The sequence below is a fragment of the Gordonia phthalatica genome, from assembly GCF_001305675.1.
Lineage (GTDB): Bacteria > Actinomycetota > Actinomycetes > Mycobacteriales > Mycobacteriaceae > Gordonia > Gordonia phthalatica.
Window position 1 is genome coordinate 753,502 of sequence record NZ_CP011853.1, and the last position, 14,959, is coordinate 768,460.

17 protein-coding genes are annotated in these 14,959 nt (G+C 67.3%); 12 read left to right on the plus strand and 5 right to left on the minus strand.

Going from position 1 to position 14,959, the window contains the following annotated elements; all coding sequences use genetic code 11:
* Positions 1 to 9: 9 nt before the first annotated feature.
* The 7 genes from ACH46_RS03505 to ACH46_RS03535 all read left to right on the plus strand — a co-directional run bounded on the left by ACH46_RS03505 (position 10) and on the right by ACH46_RS03535 (position 5,693).
* Positions 10 to 918, plus strand: a complete 909-nt coding sequence (locus tag ACH46_RS03505; protein ID WP_062391703.1) for a LysR family transcriptional regulator — start codon at positions 10 to 12, stop codon at positions 916 to 918.
* 114 nt (positions 919 to 1,032) lie between these two features.
* Entirely contained in the window at positions 1,033 to 1,425 is a 393-nt protein-coding gene (locus ACH46_RS03510; protein WP_062391704.1) for a hypothetical protein, read from the plus strand.
* Positions 1,426 to 1,451: 26 nt separating this feature from the next.
* On the plus strand, positions 1,452 to 2,402 hold the full coding sequence (locus ACH46_RS03515; protein ID WP_062391705.1) for a ferritin family protein: 951 nt from the start codon (positions 1,452 to 1,454) through the stop codon (positions 2,400 to 2,402).
* On the plus strand, positions 2,399 to 2,683 hold the full coding sequence (locus tag ACH46_RS03520; protein ID WP_062391706.1) for an MmoB/DmpM family protein: 285 nt from the start codon (positions 2,399 to 2,401) through the stop codon (positions 2,681 to 2,683). The genes ACH46_RS03515 and ACH46_RS03520 overlap by 4 nt, the downstream gene beginning before the upstream one ends.
* A gap of 26 nt (positions 2,684 to 2,709) precedes the next feature.
* Positions 2,710 to 4,269, plus strand: coding sequence for a YHS domain-containing protein (locus tag ACH46_RS03525; protein WP_062391707.1), 1,560 nt, complete (start codon positions 2,710 to 2,712; stop codon positions 4,267 to 4,269).
* Between the two features lie 3 nt (positions 4,270 to 4,272).
* Positions 4,273 to 4,599 (plus strand): phenol hydroxylase subunit P4, encoded by a 327-nt coding sequence (locus ACH46_RS03530; protein WP_062391708.1) that lies wholly within the window; start codon positions 4,273 to 4,275, stop codon positions 4,597 to 4,599.
* Between the two features lie 17 nt (positions 4,600 to 4,616).
* A complete protein-coding gene (locus tag ACH46_RS03535; protein ID WP_062391709.1) occupies positions 4,617 to 5,693 on the plus strand; it encodes a 2Fe-2S iron-sulfur cluster-binding protein in 1,077 nt (358 codons plus the stop codon).
* 77 nt (positions 5,694 to 5,770) lie between these two features.
* Here the strand turns inward: ACH46_RS03535 and ACH46_RS03540 are convergent, their stop codons facing one another.
* The 5 genes from ACH46_RS03540 to ACH46_RS03560 form a co-directional block, all read right to left on the minus strand.
* Positions 5,771 to 6,715 carry a type IV toxin-antitoxin system AbiEi family antitoxin gene (locus tag ACH46_RS03540; RefSeq protein ID WP_062391710.1) on the minus strand — a complete coding sequence of 315 codons (945 nt, stop codon included), beginning with the start codon at positions 6,713 to 6,715 and terminating at the stop codon, positions 5,771 to 5,773.
* A 167-nt stretch (positions 6,716 to 6,882) separates the two neighbouring features.
* Positions 6,883 to 7,383, minus strand: coding sequence for a hemerythrin domain-containing protein (locus ACH46_RS03545; protein ID WP_062394927.1), 501 nt, complete (start codon positions 7,381 to 7,383; stop codon positions 6,883 to 6,885).
* Positions 7,384 to 7,546: 163 nt separating this feature from the next.
* Entirely contained in the window at positions 7,547 to 7,852 is a 306-nt protein-coding gene (locus tag ACH46_RS03550) for a DUF1416 domain-containing protein (protein WP_062391711.1), read from the minus strand.
* A gap of 33 nt (positions 7,853 to 7,885) precedes the next feature.
* Entirely contained in the window at positions 7,886 to 8,713 is an 828-nt protein-coding gene (locus tag ACH46_RS03555; protein ID WP_062391712.1) for a sulfurtransferase, read from the minus strand.
* Positions 8,714 to 8,991: 278 nt separating this feature from the next.
* A complete protein-coding gene (locus ACH46_RS03560; protein WP_062391713.1) occupies positions 8,992 to 9,906 on the minus strand; it encodes an LmeA family phospholipid-binding protein in 915 nt (304 codons plus the stop codon).
* A gap of 115 nt (positions 9,907 to 10,021) precedes the next feature.
* On the opposite strand from ACH46_RS03560, the gene ACH46_RS03565 reads away from it, so the two are divergent.
* The 5 genes from ACH46_RS03565 (at position 10,022) to pstA (ending at position 14,956) form a co-directional block, all read left to right on the plus strand.
* Positions 10,022 to 10,762, plus strand: a complete 741-nt coding sequence (locus tag ACH46_RS03565) for a response regulator transcription factor (RefSeq protein ID WP_062391714.1) — start codon at positions 10,022 to 10,024, stop codon at positions 10,760 to 10,762.
* Complete coding sequence (gene mshD / locus ACH46_RS03570; protein ID WP_062391715.1) at positions 10,755 to 11,687, plus strand: mycothiol synthase; 933 nt, start codon at positions 10,755 to 10,757, stop codon at positions 11,685 to 11,687. The genes ACH46_RS03565 and mshD overlap by 8 nt, the downstream gene beginning before the upstream one ends.
* Before the next feature lie 202 nt (positions 11,688 to 11,889).
* Positions 11,890 to 12,960, plus strand: coding sequence for a phosphate ABC transporter substrate-binding protein PstS (gene pstS / locus ACH46_RS03575; RefSeq protein ID WP_082399366.1), 1,071 nt, complete (start codon positions 11,890 to 11,892; stop codon positions 12,958 to 12,960).
* A 53-nt stretch (positions 12,961 to 13,013) separates the two neighbouring features.
* Complete coding sequence (pstC, locus tag ACH46_RS03580) at positions 13,014 to 14,057, plus strand: phosphate ABC transporter permease subunit PstC (protein WP_062394928.1); 1,044 nt, start codon at positions 13,014 to 13,016, stop codon at positions 14,055 to 14,057.
* An 11-nt stretch (positions 14,058 to 14,068) separates the two neighbouring features.
* Complete coding sequence (gene pstA, locus ACH46_RS03585) at positions 14,069 to 14,956, plus strand: phosphate ABC transporter permease PstA (protein WP_062391716.1); 888 nt, start codon at positions 14,069 to 14,071, stop codon at positions 14,954 to 14,956.
* Positions 14,957 to 14,959 lie beyond the last annotated feature (3 nt).

A 14,959-nucleotide genomic window follows, 5' to 3' on the forward strand; every position in this document is an offset into this window, starting at 1 on the left:
GGTGATCACTTGGAACTTCGACATCTCCGCTACTACGTCGCAGTCGCGGAGGAATGCCACTTCGGGCGTGCGGCACAGCGACTGCACATCGCGCAGCCGCCGCTCTCGCAGCAGATCAAACAGCTCGAGGAGGACCTCGGCGTCACCCTGCTGAACCGGTCCACCCGCAAGGTGGAGCTCACCGCTGCCGGTCAGCGCTACCTGGAGCGCGCCCGGGAGATCCTCGCGTCGGTCGACGCCGCCGGCGACGAGGCGAACCGCATCGCGGTCGGCGAGATCGGCCGCGTCTCCATCGGTTTCACCGGCTCGGCGACTTACCACCTGCTGCCCGCCATCGCCCGACGACTGCGCGCCGAACTGCCCGACATCGACCTCGACCTGCACGGCGAGATGCTGACGCCGCAGCAGGCCGAGGCGTTGCACAGCGGCGTCATAGACCTCGGCTTCCTGCGACCGCCCGTGCACGACCGCCAGCTGCGCTACGAGGTGGTCGGCACCGAGGCGATGATCGCAGTCGTGCCGCACACCCATCCGCTCGCGGCGCGGGCGTCCGTCGAGGTGGCCGATCTGGCCGGCGAGCAGTTCGTCTCCTACTCGGGCTTCAATCGATCGGTGGTCTTCCAGGTGGTGATCGACGCCTGCCAGCGGGCGGGCTTCACGCCGTCGATCCGTCACGAGGTCGGTGAGACCTCCACCCTCGTCTCCTTCGTTGCGGCCGGCCTCGGCGTCGCGCTGGTGCCGCAGTCGGTGCAGCAGCTGCAGATCGCGGGTGCGGTGTATGTGCCGCTCGCCGGAGATGCGCCGACCGTCGAACTGGCCATGGCGATGCGCGACGAGCCCCCGTCTCCGCACCTGGAACGTGTCCTGGCCTGCCTGTATACGGCCCTGCCGGAGATCGATCTCACCAGCCTCAGATAAAGATTCCTTTAGTCTTAATGCGGGTGTTTCTAATACTTCACTCCCACCCAATGGTGTGTGAAGATCATCTCAGTACGCAATGAGAATGCGCTACGCCACAGTGGAGGAGATGGGATGACCCCGTTCATGCACCAGGTGCAGGAGTTGCTCGACGGCGCGCCGGCGTCGTCGCCGCAGACCCTGCCGAGCGAAGAGGTGACCGTCGCGCATGCCGCCGACACCCAGGTCATCATCCGTTCGCTCGCCGAGCAGCTGGTCAGTGAGGCCAACGCGGTCCTCGCAGGCAGCGACGAGGCCGTCGGCGTGCTCGGCCTCACCGACGAGACCGGCACCGGCGCCCTCGCCTTCACCCTCGACTACGCCGACCGCACCGCCCGCATCGAGACCGTCGTCTCCGGGCACACCGCCACCGCGCAACTGGTGGTCCGCGGCGTCCCCACGTCCCGACGCCTGGCGGGTGAGGACGAGATGGCCGCGCTGGTCCTCGAACTCATCGCAGGCAACTGACCCAGCCCACCGAGCAGGAGATATCGATGCAATTCGAACTTCGCTACCAGACCATCGAACCGAAGCGACAGACCTACCAGAACATCATCAAGCGGTTCGGCGACGAGCCCGCCACCCGCTACCAGGAGGCCACCCTCGACATCGAGCCGCGGGAGAACTTCCACTACCGGCCCACCTGGACGCCCGACCACGAGCTGTACGACGCGAACTACAGCGCGCTCAAACTGACGGATCCGTACGTCTTCGCCGACCCGCGGCAGTACTACTACACGCCGTACGTCACCAACCGCGCCGCGTTGCACGACGAGTTCGGCAAGACCCTCTCGTACCTGGAGAACCGCGAACTCCTCGCCAAGATGCCCGAGGCCTGGACCCGCGTCGTGGCCGACGTCATCGTCCCGCTGCGCCACTACGAGGCGGGCGCCCAGCTGGTGAGCGTCGCCGGATCCCGATTCGCGTACGGCACGTCGCTGTCGCAGTGCGCCAGCTTCGCCGCGTTCGATCGCATCGGCAACGCGCAGATGCTGTCCCGCATCGGCATCGCCGCGGGTGTCGGCACCGTCGACGTCCTCAAGGGCGCCAAGGAGCAGTGGATGACCGGCGAGCACCTGCAGCCGCTGCGTCGCCTCGTCGAGGAGATCATGGTCGTGGACGACTGGGCCGAGGGCCTGCTCGCCATCGACGCCGTCGACAAGGTGCTGTACCCGGCCCTCTACAGCGGCCTCGACGACCGCGCGCTGCTCGGTGGTGCCGGCGCGTACAGCCTGGTTGCGCAGTACCTGACCACCTGGTTCGCCGACCAGCGCAAGTGGCTCGACGCCCTCGTCAAGGCCTGGCGCGCCGACGCCGAGCACGGCGAGGCCAACGCCGCGACCCTCGACCGCATCGACGTCGAATGGGGCGCCCGCGCCGCCGAAGCGATCGGAGCGCTGACCGCCGTCGTCGACGACGCCGTCGGAGCGGAGGTGTCGGCATGACGCGCGCGACCCGCCCCGTGGGCATCGACATGCAGGAGTCCGACGAGAACCGCGCCATCATCGCGGCCATCCGCGGCGACAACCCCGACATGGAGGTCCGCCGCCTGCCCGGCCTCGTGAAACTGTCGGCCCCCGGCCAGATCGTCATCAACCGCGAATCCGTGGAGGCCCACTTGGGCCGCGAATGGGAGACGGGCGAGTTCCAGCTCGCGATCGTCACCTACACCGGCAACTTCGCCGAATGGGACGACGACCAGATCGTCGTCGCCTGGGAACACTGACCGGACTGTTACGAGGAGACCATCACATGACCACCGCTCAGACCCCCAAGTCCTCGGCCCCCAAGCGCGCCAAGAAGCTGCCGCTCAAGCAGCGCTACTCGGCGCTGACCCGCGACCTCGACTGGGAGCCGTCGTACGTCGAGCATGAGAAGCTGTACCCGTACACCCGCTACGAGGGCATCAAGATCCACGACTGGGACGGTTGGGAGGATCCCTTCCGGTTGACCGTCGACGCGTATTACAAGTACCAGGCGGAGAAGGACAAGCGTCTGTACGCAGTCCTGGACGGCTTCGCTCAGAGCCAGGGGCACCTGACGGTGTCGGACGCGTCGTACCTGAACGCCATCAAGCTGTTCATCCAGGGCGTCACGCCGCTGGAGTACCAGGCGCACCGGCACTTCGCGTACCTCGCCCGCTACCTGGAGGGCCCGGCCCCGCGCTTCGCGGCCCTGTGCCAGAGCGTCGACGAGCTGCGGCACTGCCAGACGCAGGTCCACACCATCAGCAACTACAACAAGTACTACTCGGGCTTCCACTCGTGGTCGCAGATGCACGACCGCGTCTGGTACCTTTCGGTCCCGAAGTCGCTGTTCGACGACGCCATGACCGCCGGCCCGTTCGAGTTCCTGATCTCGATCTCCTTCAGCTTCGAGTACCTGCTGACCAACCTGCTGTTCGTGCCGTTCATGTCGGGTGCCAGCTTCAACGGCGACATGCCGACCATGAGCTTCGGGTTCTCCGCGCAGTCGGACGAGAGCCGCCACATGACGCTGGGCCTGGAGGCCATCAAGTTCCTGCTGGAGCAGGACGAGGACAACGTGCCGATCATCCAGGACTGGATCGACAAGTGGTTCTGGCGCGCGTACCGGATGTCGGCGCTGGTCGCCGGAATGATGGACTACATGCTCCCCAAGCCGGTGATGAGCTGGAAGGAGGCCTTCGAGCTGTACTTCGAGGAGCAGATGCTCGGCGGTCTGTTCCCGGACCTGGAGTTCTACGGCATCCGTCCGCCGCGCCACGTCGAGGACGCCATCGCGGAGAAGGACAAGCTCTCGCACGAGGTCTACAAGATCCTGCACAACTTCTCGTTCGCCGCGTCGTTCACCACGCAGGTCCCTACCGCGGAGCACACGGCGTGGCTGTCGGAGCAGTACGGCGAGACGTTCGACAAGCACTACGGCCCCAACTGGGACAAGCACCGGAAGATCGAGGCAGAGGGCGGTCGCGTCTTCTTCCAGGGGCTCCCGCAGCTGTGCCAGGTGTGTCAGGTGCCGATGGCGTTCACCGAGCGCGACGATCCGACGAAGATCTCGTTCCGGCACAGCGAGTACGAGGGCGAGACCTACCACACCTGCAGCGACGGCTGTCAGTGGATCTTTGAGCGCGAACCCGAGAAGTACGTCCAGGCGTGGCTGCCGGTGCACCAGATCTACCAGGGCAACTGCGGTGGGCCGACGGTCCCCGAGGTCCTCGAGTGGTACGGCATCCAGGAGGGCGACAACGGCGAGTACAAGGGGTCACCCGACTTCGTCTCCTGGCAGGAATGGCATCCCGACACCAAGCAGACCGAGAATCAGGAGGCGTGAGCGATGGCTGTCAAAGCGCTCTACGACTACAAGTACCCCGCGGCCGACCGCGCCGAGATCTTCGGCGAGGACCAGCTGCTGTACGTCCACTGGCTCGGCAACCCGCTGTTCTGTTCGGCGGCGTGCTTCCGTGCCCCGCAGGCGATGAGCTTCAGCGACTTCGTCGCCGAGATCGTGAACCCGTGGGCGGCGTCGGACCCGGACTTCGACCCGTCGTCGATCACCGGCTGGCAGCTCTTCGATGACGCGTTCGATCCGGGCGACGGATCGTCGTCGCTCAAGGATCTCGGCGTCGGGCACAAGGCGCTGCTGAAGTTCACGACGGCCTGAGGAGAAGGGGCCCTGCGATGACCGAAACCCACACCATCACCGTCGAGCCGCTCGGCACGGAACTGCAGTGCCGGGAGGACCAGTCGATTCTGGACGCCTGCCTGCGCAACGGCGTCTGGCTCCCGCACGCCTGCACGCACGGGACCTGCGGGACCTGCAAGGCGGAGGTGCTCGAGGGCGCCATCGACTACGGCGACGCGTCGCCCTACGCACTCCTGGAGAGCGAACGCGCGGAGGGCGCCGCGCTGATGTGCGTGGCCACGCCGCGCGAGGACGTGGTCATCGAGGGCGACGTGGAGATCGAGGAGGGGATCACGATGTATCCCGTCCGCGACTTCAGCGGGACTGTCGAAGTGCTCGACGAGATCGCGCCCGACGTCCGGCGGTTGATCGTGAAGCTCGACGAGCCGATGGACTTCAACGCCGGCCAGTACGTGCAGCTCAACCTGCCCGACGGCGACAATCGGCCGTACTCGATCGCGAGTGCGCCGCACGAGCGCGACCGGGTGGAACTGCACATCAAGCGGACCGAGAACGGTGTCGCGACCGCGGGCTGGGTGTTCGACGGGCTGGCTGTCGGAGACGCGGTGACGCTGTCGGGTCCGTACGGGAAGTTCTACTTCCGGCCCGGGCGTGAGAAGCCGCTGCTGCTCCTCGGCAGCGGCACCGGCCTCGCCCCGCTGGTGTCGATCCTCAAGACCGTCATGGCGATCGAGGACGACGAGGACGGCGACGGCTGGGAGCACGAGGTGGTGATGTACCACGGCGTCGCCCTGGAGAACGGACTCTACGACCGCCAGTGGTTCCAGGACATCGCCGACGAGCGCGATTGGTTCACCTACCGCCCCGCCGTCTCCCGTGAGGAGTGCGACGGCAGGCAGGGCCGCGTCCCCGCGCTGCTGGCCGAGGACTTCCCCCGCGCCGGCGGCAACGTCGCCTACATCTGCGGCAACCCCGCCATGGTCGAGGACACCATGCGTGCCCTCATGAAGGCCCGCCTCTTCCCCCGCGACATCTACCGCGAGGACTTCTTCGACGCCGCCGACCGCGCCAACGGCGCCCACGTCGTCCGCAGCCCGCTGATCAAGCGGTAGTGGGTCCGCGTAGTTCGCCGGTAGCCGCGTAGCTCGCCGTCAGAAGCTGGACTCAGAACCAAGCTTCTGACGGCGAACTACGCGGATAGGAGAGTGACGCCGAAGATCGGAAGGCGTTTGCTCAGATAGGGGATCAGCGTTCGGTTGCGCAGCCGTTCCCAGCCCCACCGAACGACGCCGAGGTCCAGGTCGCGGAGCTGATTCTCGCGTTCCTTCTCTCGGATGACCACCTCGGCGACGGTCTCACCGGGTCGCAACTCCTCTCGGAGGTACTTGCCGTAGCCGTCGAACTCGCCGACGGCGCGGCCCTCCCAGTCGTAGTCGCAGATCGCGAGATGCCCGTTCTCGATGTGGTATTCCGACTGGAGGAGCGGGATCTGGACGTGGGCCTCGATCATCTGGGCTCGACCCCACGACTCTCCGGGATTGTCGGACAGACCGTCGGCGAACTGCAGGGCGTGACGGGCTCTCGCCGCACCGCGTCGAGGGACGCTGAGTCGTTGTTCCAGCTCTTCGCGAGGGACTCCCATTCGGAGAGCGCTGTCGAGGACAGCGAGAATCTTCGCGAAGTCGGTTTCGTGCAGAGCCATGTCGACGGCGGTGCGTGCGGGACTCGTGACGCGGAGTCCGTCGAGGTCGATGACGTCGGCGTCGTCGAGCCTGCTGGCGTGGATGATCTTGGACGGAAAGATGTTGCCGCCGCTGTTGCGGCCGGTGGTGATGTGGACGGCCTTCCGACTCGGCATCAGCAAACCCAAGTCGAGGAGCGCGGCCGCGGACTGGTGGCTGACGGCTCGCACCTCCTCCTTGGCTCGCGCGAGTCCGACGGCCGCGGCGAGTGACCGCCGCCGGTAGCGTTCGCGGAAGGCGTCGCCGGGGTCGGTCGGGAGGTCGAAGGTCGGCGAGTATGCGCCTCTGGCCACCACCTCGATGTGCTTGTCTTTGAGTGCTTTCGCGATCTGCACGTCGGAGACCCCGGAGTCCAGGGCGTCTTTGCGCCAGATGATGCCGTGTGCGTCCATTCCCTGCATACCAATTAGACGCGGGTGCGATCGGATCGGTTCCACCGCCGCGAGTCGGGCGTGTCTCCGACCTATCCGCGTAACTCGCCGTCAGAAGCGGGGTTCAGAACCCAGCTTCTGACGGCGAATTACGCGGATCCCGGCGAACTACGCGGACGCGTGGGAGGTCAGGCGGCGACGGCGCGTTCGCACTCCCAGCCGTCGGGCGTCGTGCCGTCGGCGAGGAAGTCTCGGAGGAAGGCTTGGGAGTCGTCGTCCATGTCGGCGTCGAGGTGCGGGTAGATGATCGGCTCCTCCTTGCCGTTGTGGTCGGCGAGGAGTTCGAGCATCGCCTGGCAGGCGGCGACGGCCTCGCCGCGCTTGGGCTCCTGGTCGACGTCGGCGTCTGCCAAGCGCTCGTCGAGGGCGGCCATCTGGCGCCACATCTGGCCGTGCTCGTTGAGCATCACCATGATCGGCATCATCAGCGGGCCGTTGCGGAGCTGCGGGAACACCAGCTCCTCCTCCAGATAGATGTGGCGGCGAAGGGCCTCCATCGACCCGACCAGCGGTGCGGCCCACTCCTGAACCGATCCGGCGGGCGACGCGGCAACGAACTTCTCGATGCCCTCGTCGATCGCACGATGCTCGACGGTGAGGATCTCGGCGAGAGTGGCTTGTTCTGACATGACATCCTTTCCCGCGTCCGACACGGGCGCTATGTCCACGCTACTACTGCGCGTCGTTGAGTCGCCGTGGTCCGGGGAGACGACAGCGGAGACGACAAGACCCCGGCCCGCCTCAATTGGCAGACCGGGGCCCGTTCTCACCCGGAATCAACCGGGGGTGGTGCTACTTCGCGACGGTGACGTCCTGGTTGTGGACGCCGGGTCCCTCGGGGGAGACCTGCACGTCACCGTTGCCCTGAGCGCTCAGCGCGCGGAGGGTCCAGGTGCCGGGAGCGGCGAAGAAACGGAAGTCGCCGGTGGCCGACGCGACGACCTCGGCGGTGAACTCGCCGGTGCCGTCGAGCAGACGCACGAACGCGCCGGCGACGGGGTTGCCCGAGCCGTCGAGAACCTGACCGGTCAGAACGGTCTCCTTCTCGGTGTCAACGCCTGCGGGAAGGGTCTGACCCTGCTTGGGGGCTGCGCACATGTCGTTAGTCCTCTCAGAGATCTAGGGAAGCGCTCAGCGCTCGATGGGGGCGCCGACGAGGGAGCCGTACTCGACCCAGCTGCCGTCGTAGTTCTTGACGTTCTTCTTGCCGAGCAGCTCCTGCAGCACGAACCAGGTGTGGCTCGAGCGCTCGCCGATGCGGCAGTACGCGATGGTCTCCTTGGAGTCGTCGAAGCCCTGCTCCGCGTACAGCGCGGTGAGTTCGTCGTCCGACTTGAAGGTGCCGTCCTCGTTGGCGGCCTTGGACCACGGGATGTTCAGTGCGCTCGGCACGTGGCCGCGGCCCTGAGCCTGCTCCTGCGGAAGGTGAGCCGGAGCGGCGATCTTGCCCGAGAACTCGTCGGGGCTGCGGACGTCGATCAGGTTCTTGGAACCGATGGAGTCGATGACCTCGTCGCGGAAGGCGCGGATCGAGTTGTCGGCGGCCTGCGCCTTGTAGGTGGTGGCCTCACGCTGCACGGCGTCGCCGTTCAGGGGGCGACCGTCGAGCTCCCACTTCTTGCGGCCGCCGTCGAGCAGGCGGACGTCCTTGTGGCCGTAGATCTTGAAGTACCAGTAGGCGTACGCGGCGAACCAGTTGTTGTTGCCGCCGTACAGAACGACGGTGTCGTCGTTCGAGACACCGCGCTCGCTCAGCAGCGCCGAGAACCGGTCGGCGTCGAGGAAGTCGCGACGCAGGCCGTCCTGCAGGTCCTTCTTCCAGTCGAGGCGGATGGCGCCCGGGATGTGGTTGGTGTCGTAGATCGAGGTGTCCTCATCGACCTCGACGAACACGACGGAGTCGGTGTTGAGGTTCTCTTCAGCCCAGTCAGCGCTGACGAGCACATCGGAGCGTGCCATTTTCGGTTCCTTTCAAGAGATCGCCGCGCGGGCAGCGAAAGTCATTCGACTACAGAAGGGTTCTCGCGAACCTGCGAGAGAGGTTGAGTGCCCGGTGGTCGTACGTCTGCGACGGGACGATCGAGATGCCGCTGAGATCGTCAGCCACGCATCCCGGCGGATACGTTCACCGGTTTAGCGACAGCGTCCGGCGGCGACTCGACAGAGGTCGATCGCCAGTCGGCGTGTGAGCATCAGCTCACGTCGTTGCTGCATGAAATCGACACTACAACGAGAATTCAGGGTCGGCCGGGGAGCGGTTTCGCGTAGTCGATCGGACGGACCGCGACCGGACCGGTCTCGCCGACGGCGACGAGGTCGCTTCCCCTGCTCAGGGCTTGTATAGCGGTGGCTCCCCAGGCCATCTGCATGCGGGGGAGGACGGCTGAGAAGGCTTTTAATACCGCTGAGCGAAACTCCGCGGGGACGTCCGCGGAGTAGTGCTCCTCAGGCCCGTCGTAGAACCCGGTGGCCTCCACATGCACGCGGCCGTCGACGACGAATACGCGAGCGCTGACGCTGACCTTGACCTTCGGCGCGGTGTACGCGGCGGCCGACGGCGGGTAGCCGTTCTGCGTCGCAGGCGAACCCGGCAGCGGGACGGTGCCGCTCAGCATGATGCCGTCTGTGCGCTCCAGCAGGCCGTCGCCCGGACCGCCGCCGCCAGCCTTGTCCTCGGGCGCGGGCGTGTTGATGTAGAGGTCGACGATGTTCATCAGCCGACCGAGCGTCGGCGAATCGATCCGCGTCTCCACCCGCATCGACGACGCCTGCAACACCGTCTCGGGGCCCACGGCGCCGGTGTTCCCGATCCGGGCGTCCTGCAGTCGGGCGTCGACCGTCGACCGGCACGGGTAGCTGCCCGAACAGCCCTCGATCGGAATGCCCTCGGCACTGATCAGGATGGAGTCGAACTCGCCGGAACTGCGGTGGGGCAGGAACGGGAAGCCGCTCATCAAGACGTCGGGCTCGAATTCGACGCCGGGTGAGGCCTGCACGGCCTGCGCCAATCGGTGCTCGGCGCGGGAGCCGGCGAAGTCGTCGACCACCAGCGCCACCACCGCGGCGATCACGACGACGACAGCGATCCACGCGGCCGCGCGCAGGGCTCGGCGGGGCGCGGGCTTCGGGGTGTCGTCAGAGGTCGCGTGCATCGGCGCTATTCTGTCATCTGACAACCGGGTGCTGCGACCAGCGTCGATCGACAGCCCACAACGCAGGGGCGTGGCAAGGACACGCCCCAAGGCCACGACGAGATCGGAGTGGTGTGTGGACCTGCTGCTGTTGACTGAAGAACCGACCGCCGATGTCGCCCTGGGATCCCTCTCCCTGCTGTCCCATCGGGTCGAGATCCTGCCCGCCGACACCTCTTCCCTGGTGCGGTTGGGGCAACCCGCCGTGATCCTGGTGGATGCGCGCGCCGACCTGGCCGCCGCGCGCACTTTCTGCCGCCTGGTCTCCGACACCGATACCGCGCCGGTCATCGCGATCGTCGGCGAGGGCGGACTGGTGGCGGTGAACGGGGACTGGGGGATCGATGACTTCGTCCTGCCCGGCACCGGTCCCGGCGAGCTGGACGCCCGCCTGCGGATGGCGGTGGCGCGCGTCGCCCTGCACGTGGATCAACCCGCTGACAAGGTGACGCTGGGCGAACTCGTCATCGACGAGTCCACGTACACCGCGCGCCTGCGCGGCCGGCCGATCGATCTGACCTACAAGGAGTTCGAACTCCTTAAGTTCCTGGCGCAGAACGCCGGCCGCGTCTACACCCGCGCGCAGCTCCTCCACGAGGTCTGGGGCTACGACTACTTCGGCGGCACCCGCACCGTCGACGTCCACGTCCGACGGCTCCGCGCCAAGCTCGGCAGCGACCACGAGTCGCTGATCGGGACGGTCCGCAACGTGGGCTACAAGGCCGTGAAGCCGCCGCGTCGTCCGGCCGGCGACGGCGCTGCCGCCGAACCCGCGACCCGGAGCGCCGCGGCCGATACATTGGGAGACGATGAATGAGCAGACCTCCCTCCGTGTGATCACCGGCCCCCTCGACGCGTCGGACGTGGCCGCGGCCCACAGTCTCTGCGAGCGCGCCGAACGGGTCGACGGCGTGCCGCCGCTCGCCGAACAGGCACGCCTGGCCATCGACGCCGGGAGCGGCGCCGACCTCCACCTCCGCAGCGAGCACGGCTACGCCAACGTGATCGCGGCGCGCGACGGGGGAGCGGCGATGGTCGAGGCCGTCGTGGACCCCGATCATCGCGGTCGCGGTGAAGGTCGTGCGCTGATCGACGCCGCGCTCACCGCCGCGCAGCAGGTGCCGGGATCGGAGGCTCCGCAGGTGTGGGCGCACGGCGATCTCCCCGCGGCCGCCGCCGTCGCCGAGGCGCTGGGACTGGAACGCGCCCGCGAACTGCTGCAGCTCCGTCGCCCGGTGGCACAGTCGCTGCCCGACCTTCCGCAGCGCGACGACGTGGTCCTCCGCACCTACGCGGGCTCGGCCGACGACGCCGAGATCCTGCGCGTCAACAACGACGCCTTCTCCTGGCATCCCGAGCAGGGCGGGTGGACGCTGCGAGACATCGCCGAGCGCACCGGATCGAACTGGTTCGACCCGGCCGGCCTGTTCCTCGCGTTCGACGCAGACGATCCCGACACACTCCTCGGCTTCCACTGGACCAAGATCCACCGCTTCGACACCGGTGCCGCGCCGCTCGGCGAGGTCTACATCGTCGGCGTCGACTCCGGGTCGCAGGGGCGCGGGCTCGGCGCACTCCTGGCGCTCGCCGGCCTGCACTACATGGCGCAGCTCCGCGTCGACGGTCGCACGCTCGACGAGGTGGAGCTGTACGTGGAGGGCGACAACACCGCGGCGCTGCACACGTACTCGAAGCTCGGTTTCACCCGCTACACGGCGGACATCGCGTACCGGCGTCAGTAGCCCGCGGCCGAGCCGAAACCGTTCGGCTCGGCCGAGTACTCGCCGCCGCGGCGATTCATCTGCGAGATCCCGCGGCGTCCATCAACCGTTCATCTTCCCGTCCGGACTGTTACCCGCGGGGTAACCCTTCGGTCGCCTTTCGCTAACCGGGTGTCGATAGCTTCGGCTCGTTACCTGATCAATCGAAAGGCGCCCGACTCCCATGAGCGTGTCCCCGAAGCTCTTCCGCACCGCAGGTTCCGCAGCCGCGGGCCTGGCCGCAGTCTCCCTCGTCCTCACCGCTTGCGGTGGTGGCGGCGACGCAGCCGGCACCATCACCGGCGAAGGCTCCACCGCCCAGCAGAAGGCCGTCGAGCAGTTCGCGAAGGTCCTGACCGACAACGACGGCGCGGTCCTCGATTACACCGGCTCCGGCTCCGGCGACGGCGTGAAGAAGTTCCTCGCGGGCGACGTCGACTTCGCCGGCTCGGACTCGCCGCTCAAGGAGAAGGAAGTCGCCGACGCCAAGACCCGCTGCGGCGGCAACGACGCATGGCACCTGCCGCTCGTCGCCGGCCCCGTCGCCGTCGCCTTCAACATCCCGGGTGTGGAGAAGCTGAACCTGGACGCCCCGGCCCTCGCGAAGATCTTCGACTCCAAGATCTCCAAGTGGGACGACGCCGCCATCAAGAAGCTGAACCCGGGCGCCAAGCTGCCGTCGACCGACATCGTTCCGGTGCACCGCAGCGACAGCTCCGGCACCACCGACAACTTCACGCGCTACCTGAACACCGCGGCTCCCACCGAGTGGCCGTACGAGCACTCCAAGGAGTGGACCGGCCACGGCGGTTCGGGTGCGTCCAAGTCGACCGGTGTCGGCGACACCGTGAAGAAGACCGAGGGCTCCATCACCTACGTCGAGTGGGGCTTCGCCACCGAGAACAACCTGAGCGTCGCCGCCCTCGACTTCGGCGCGGGCGCCACCGAGCTGACCGCCGCCACCGCGGGCAAGGCGCTCGACGCCGCCAAGTTCGTCAAGTCGGACAGCAAGGACCTCGTCGTCGACACCAAGGCGCTCTACAGCCTCAAGCAGGCCGGTGCGTACCCGCTGGTCCTGACGACCTACGAGATCGTCTGCTCCACCGGCTACCAGGACGCCGAGGTCTCGAAGAACCTGAAGGCCGCGTTCACCACCATTCTCGACAAGGGTCAGGACGGCCTCGACAAGCTCGGCTACGTGCCGCTGCCTGACGCCTTCAAGACCAAGCTGCGCGGAACGATCGACGCGCTGTGACCCGCTCGGACACTCCCGTGAACCCTCGCACCAGACGTGACGAGGACCCGGCCGTGTCCGAGACGCCGGTAGTCGACGCGGCCGCGTCGACGACGGCGACCAGTCAGCGAGGACCGGCAGCCGGGCCGGGCACGAGTGATCGTGCCCGCTCGGCTGTTTCGCGTGTCGGGGACCGCGTCATGGGCACCCTCGCAACTGGCTCGGGCCTGCTGGTCTCGCTCGTCATCGGTCTGATCGCACTGTTCCTGCTGATCCAGGCGGTGCCGGCGCTGGCGAAGAACACCGCCAACTTCTTCACGTACACCGGCAGCTGGGTGGTCTCGGGCACGCAGCTCGAGTTCGGCATCCCGCAGCAGTTCTATGCGACGGTGCTGGTCTCGGTGATCGCCTTGCTGATCGCGATGCCCGTCGCACTCGGCATCGCCCTGTTCGTCACCGAGTACGCACCCAAGCGCCTCGCGGCGCCGATCGCGTACGTGGTGGACCTGCTGGCCGCCGTGCCGTCGATCGTCTACGGCCTGTGGGGCATCCTGGTGCTGGGTCCGGCCATGGTCGGCGTCAACAACTGGCTCGTGGACAATCTCGGTTTCCTACCGTTCTTCAGCACGCCCGACAACGTGGCGAACATGTCGACCGGTGGCACTCTCTTGACCGCGGGCATCGTCCTCGCAGTCATGATCCTGCCGGTCATCACCGCCGTCACCCGCGAGGTCTTCGCGCAGACGCCGCGCGCCCACCGGGAGGCCGCGCTCGCGCTCGGCGCCACCCAGTGGGAAGTGGTGCGCTACGCGGTCCTGCCGTTCGGGTTCTCCGGCTACATCAGCGGTTCGATGCTCGGCCTCGGCCGCGCACTCGGTGAGACGATGGCGCTGCTGCTCATCATCTCCACCGTCGGGCCGATCAACTTCAACCTGATGGAGAGCGGCCAGACCTTCGCGACCGTGATCGCGAACAACGCCGCCGAGTTCGACTCACCGCTCAAGACCGGTGCCTACATCTCGGCCGGCCTGGTGCTGTTCGCCCTCACCTTCCTCGTCAACGCCGCGGCGCGCAGCGTGATCGCGCGTCGGGCCAAGTGGCGGGAGAGAAGACAGTGACAACAACAGACATGGAACTGACAACCCTCTCGCCCCGCCGCAAGGTCACCGACAACGTGGTCCGCGGCGCGGTCACCGCGTCGGTGGCCCTCGCGATCCTGCCGCTCGGCTGGCTGGTCTACACCCTCGTCGCCCGCGGTATCGGTCCGATCCTGAACCCCGACTGGTGGCTGCGGTCCGAGCGCTTCGGCGGTGCGGCCAACGCCATCGTCGGCACCCTGATGCAGACGGCCATCGCAGCCGCCGTGGCCATCCCGCTCGGTGTGCTCGTCGCCATCTACCTCGTCGAATACGCCGACACCAGCAGGCGTCGGGGCGAGCGGAGCGACGGGAGATTCACGCTCGTCCGCATCACCACGTTCATGGTGGACGTCCTCTCGGGCGTGCCGTCGATCGTCGCCGCACTGTTCATCTACGCGGTCTGGCGGACGACGCTCGACATGCCGCGCTCCGGCTTCGCCGTCGCCCTGGCCCTGGTGCTCCTGATGGTGCCGCTGGTGGTGCGCGCCACCGAGGAGATGCTGAAGATCGTCCCGCAGGATCTCCGCGAGGCGTCGTACGCCCTCGGCGTCCCGAAGTGGAAGACGATCGTCCGGATCGTCCTGCCGACCGCGATGTCGGGCATCATCACGGGCATCATGCTGGCCGTCGCCCGCGTGATGGGCGAGTCGGCGCCGGTTCTGATCCTGGTCGGTGCCAGCCGAGCGATGAACTACAACCCGTTCATCGGCAACCAGGAATCGCTGCCGCTGATGATGCTGCAGGAATACAACAAGGGGCCGGGCGGCTACGAGACCGTGTGGGGCGCCGCCCTGACCCTGGTGATCGCCGTCGCGATCGTGTACGTGCTCGCGCGGATCCTTTCCCGATTCACCGGGCCCCGAATGGAGAGAGACTAGAGC

Excerpts from the sequence above, each read along its gene's own strand:
- ACH46_RS03510 (WP_062391704.1), top strand. The coding sequence starts at position 1,033 with ATGACCCCGTTCATGCACCAGGTGCAGGAGTTGCTCGACGGCGCGCCG.
- ACH46_RS03515 (WP_062391705.1), top strand. The coding sequence starts at position 1,452 with ATGCAATTCGAACTTCGCTACCAGACCATCGAACCGAAGCGACAGACC.
- ACH46_RS03520 (WP_062391706.1), top strand. The coding sequence starts at position 2,399 with ATGACGCGCGCGACCCGCCCCGTGGGCATCGACATGCAGGAGTCCGAC.
- ACH46_RS03525 (WP_062391707.1), top strand. The coding sequence starts at position 2,710 with ATGACCACCGCTCAGACCCCCAAGTCCTCGGCCCCCAAGCGCGCCAAG.
- ACH46_RS03530 (WP_062391708.1), top strand. The coding sequence starts at position 4,273 with ATGGCTGTCAAAGCGCTCTACGACTACAAGTACCCCGCGGCCGACCGC.
- ACH46_RS03535 (WP_062391709.1), top strand. The coding sequence starts at position 4,617 with ATGACCGAAACCCACACCATCACCGTCGAGCCGCTCGGCACGGAACTG.
- ACH46_RS03540 (WP_062391710.1), bottom strand. The coding sequence starts at position 6,715 with ATGGACGCACACGGCATCATCTGGCGCAAAGACGCCCTGGACTCCGGG.
- ACH46_RS03545 (WP_062394927.1), bottom strand. The coding sequence starts at position 7,383 with ATGTCAGAACAAGCCACTCTCGCCGAGATCCTCACCGTCGAGCATCGT.
- ACH46_RS03550 (WP_062391711.1), bottom strand. The coding sequence starts at position 7,852 with ATGTGCGCAGCCCCCAAGCAGGGTCAGACCCTTCCCGCAGGCGTTGAC.
- ACH46_RS03555 (WP_062391712.1), bottom strand. The coding sequence starts at position 8,713 with ATGGCACGCTCCGATGTGCTCGTCAGCGCTGACTGGGCTGAAGAGAAC.
- ACH46_RS03560 (WP_062391713.1), bottom strand. The coding sequence starts at position 9,906 with ATGCACGCGACCTCTGACGACACCCCGAAGCCCGCGCCCCGCCGAGCC.
- mshD (WP_062391715.1), top strand. The coding sequence starts at position 10,755 with ATGAATGAGCAGACCTCCCTCCGTGTGATCACCGGCCCCCTCGACGCG.
- pstS (WP_082399366.1), top strand. The coding sequence starts at position 11,890 with ATGAGCGTGTCCCCGAAGCTCTTCCGCACCGCAGGTTCCGCAGCCGCG.
- pstA (WP_062391716.1), top strand. The coding sequence starts at position 14,069 with ATGGAACTGACAACCCTCTCGCCCCGCCGCAAGGTCACCGACAACGTG.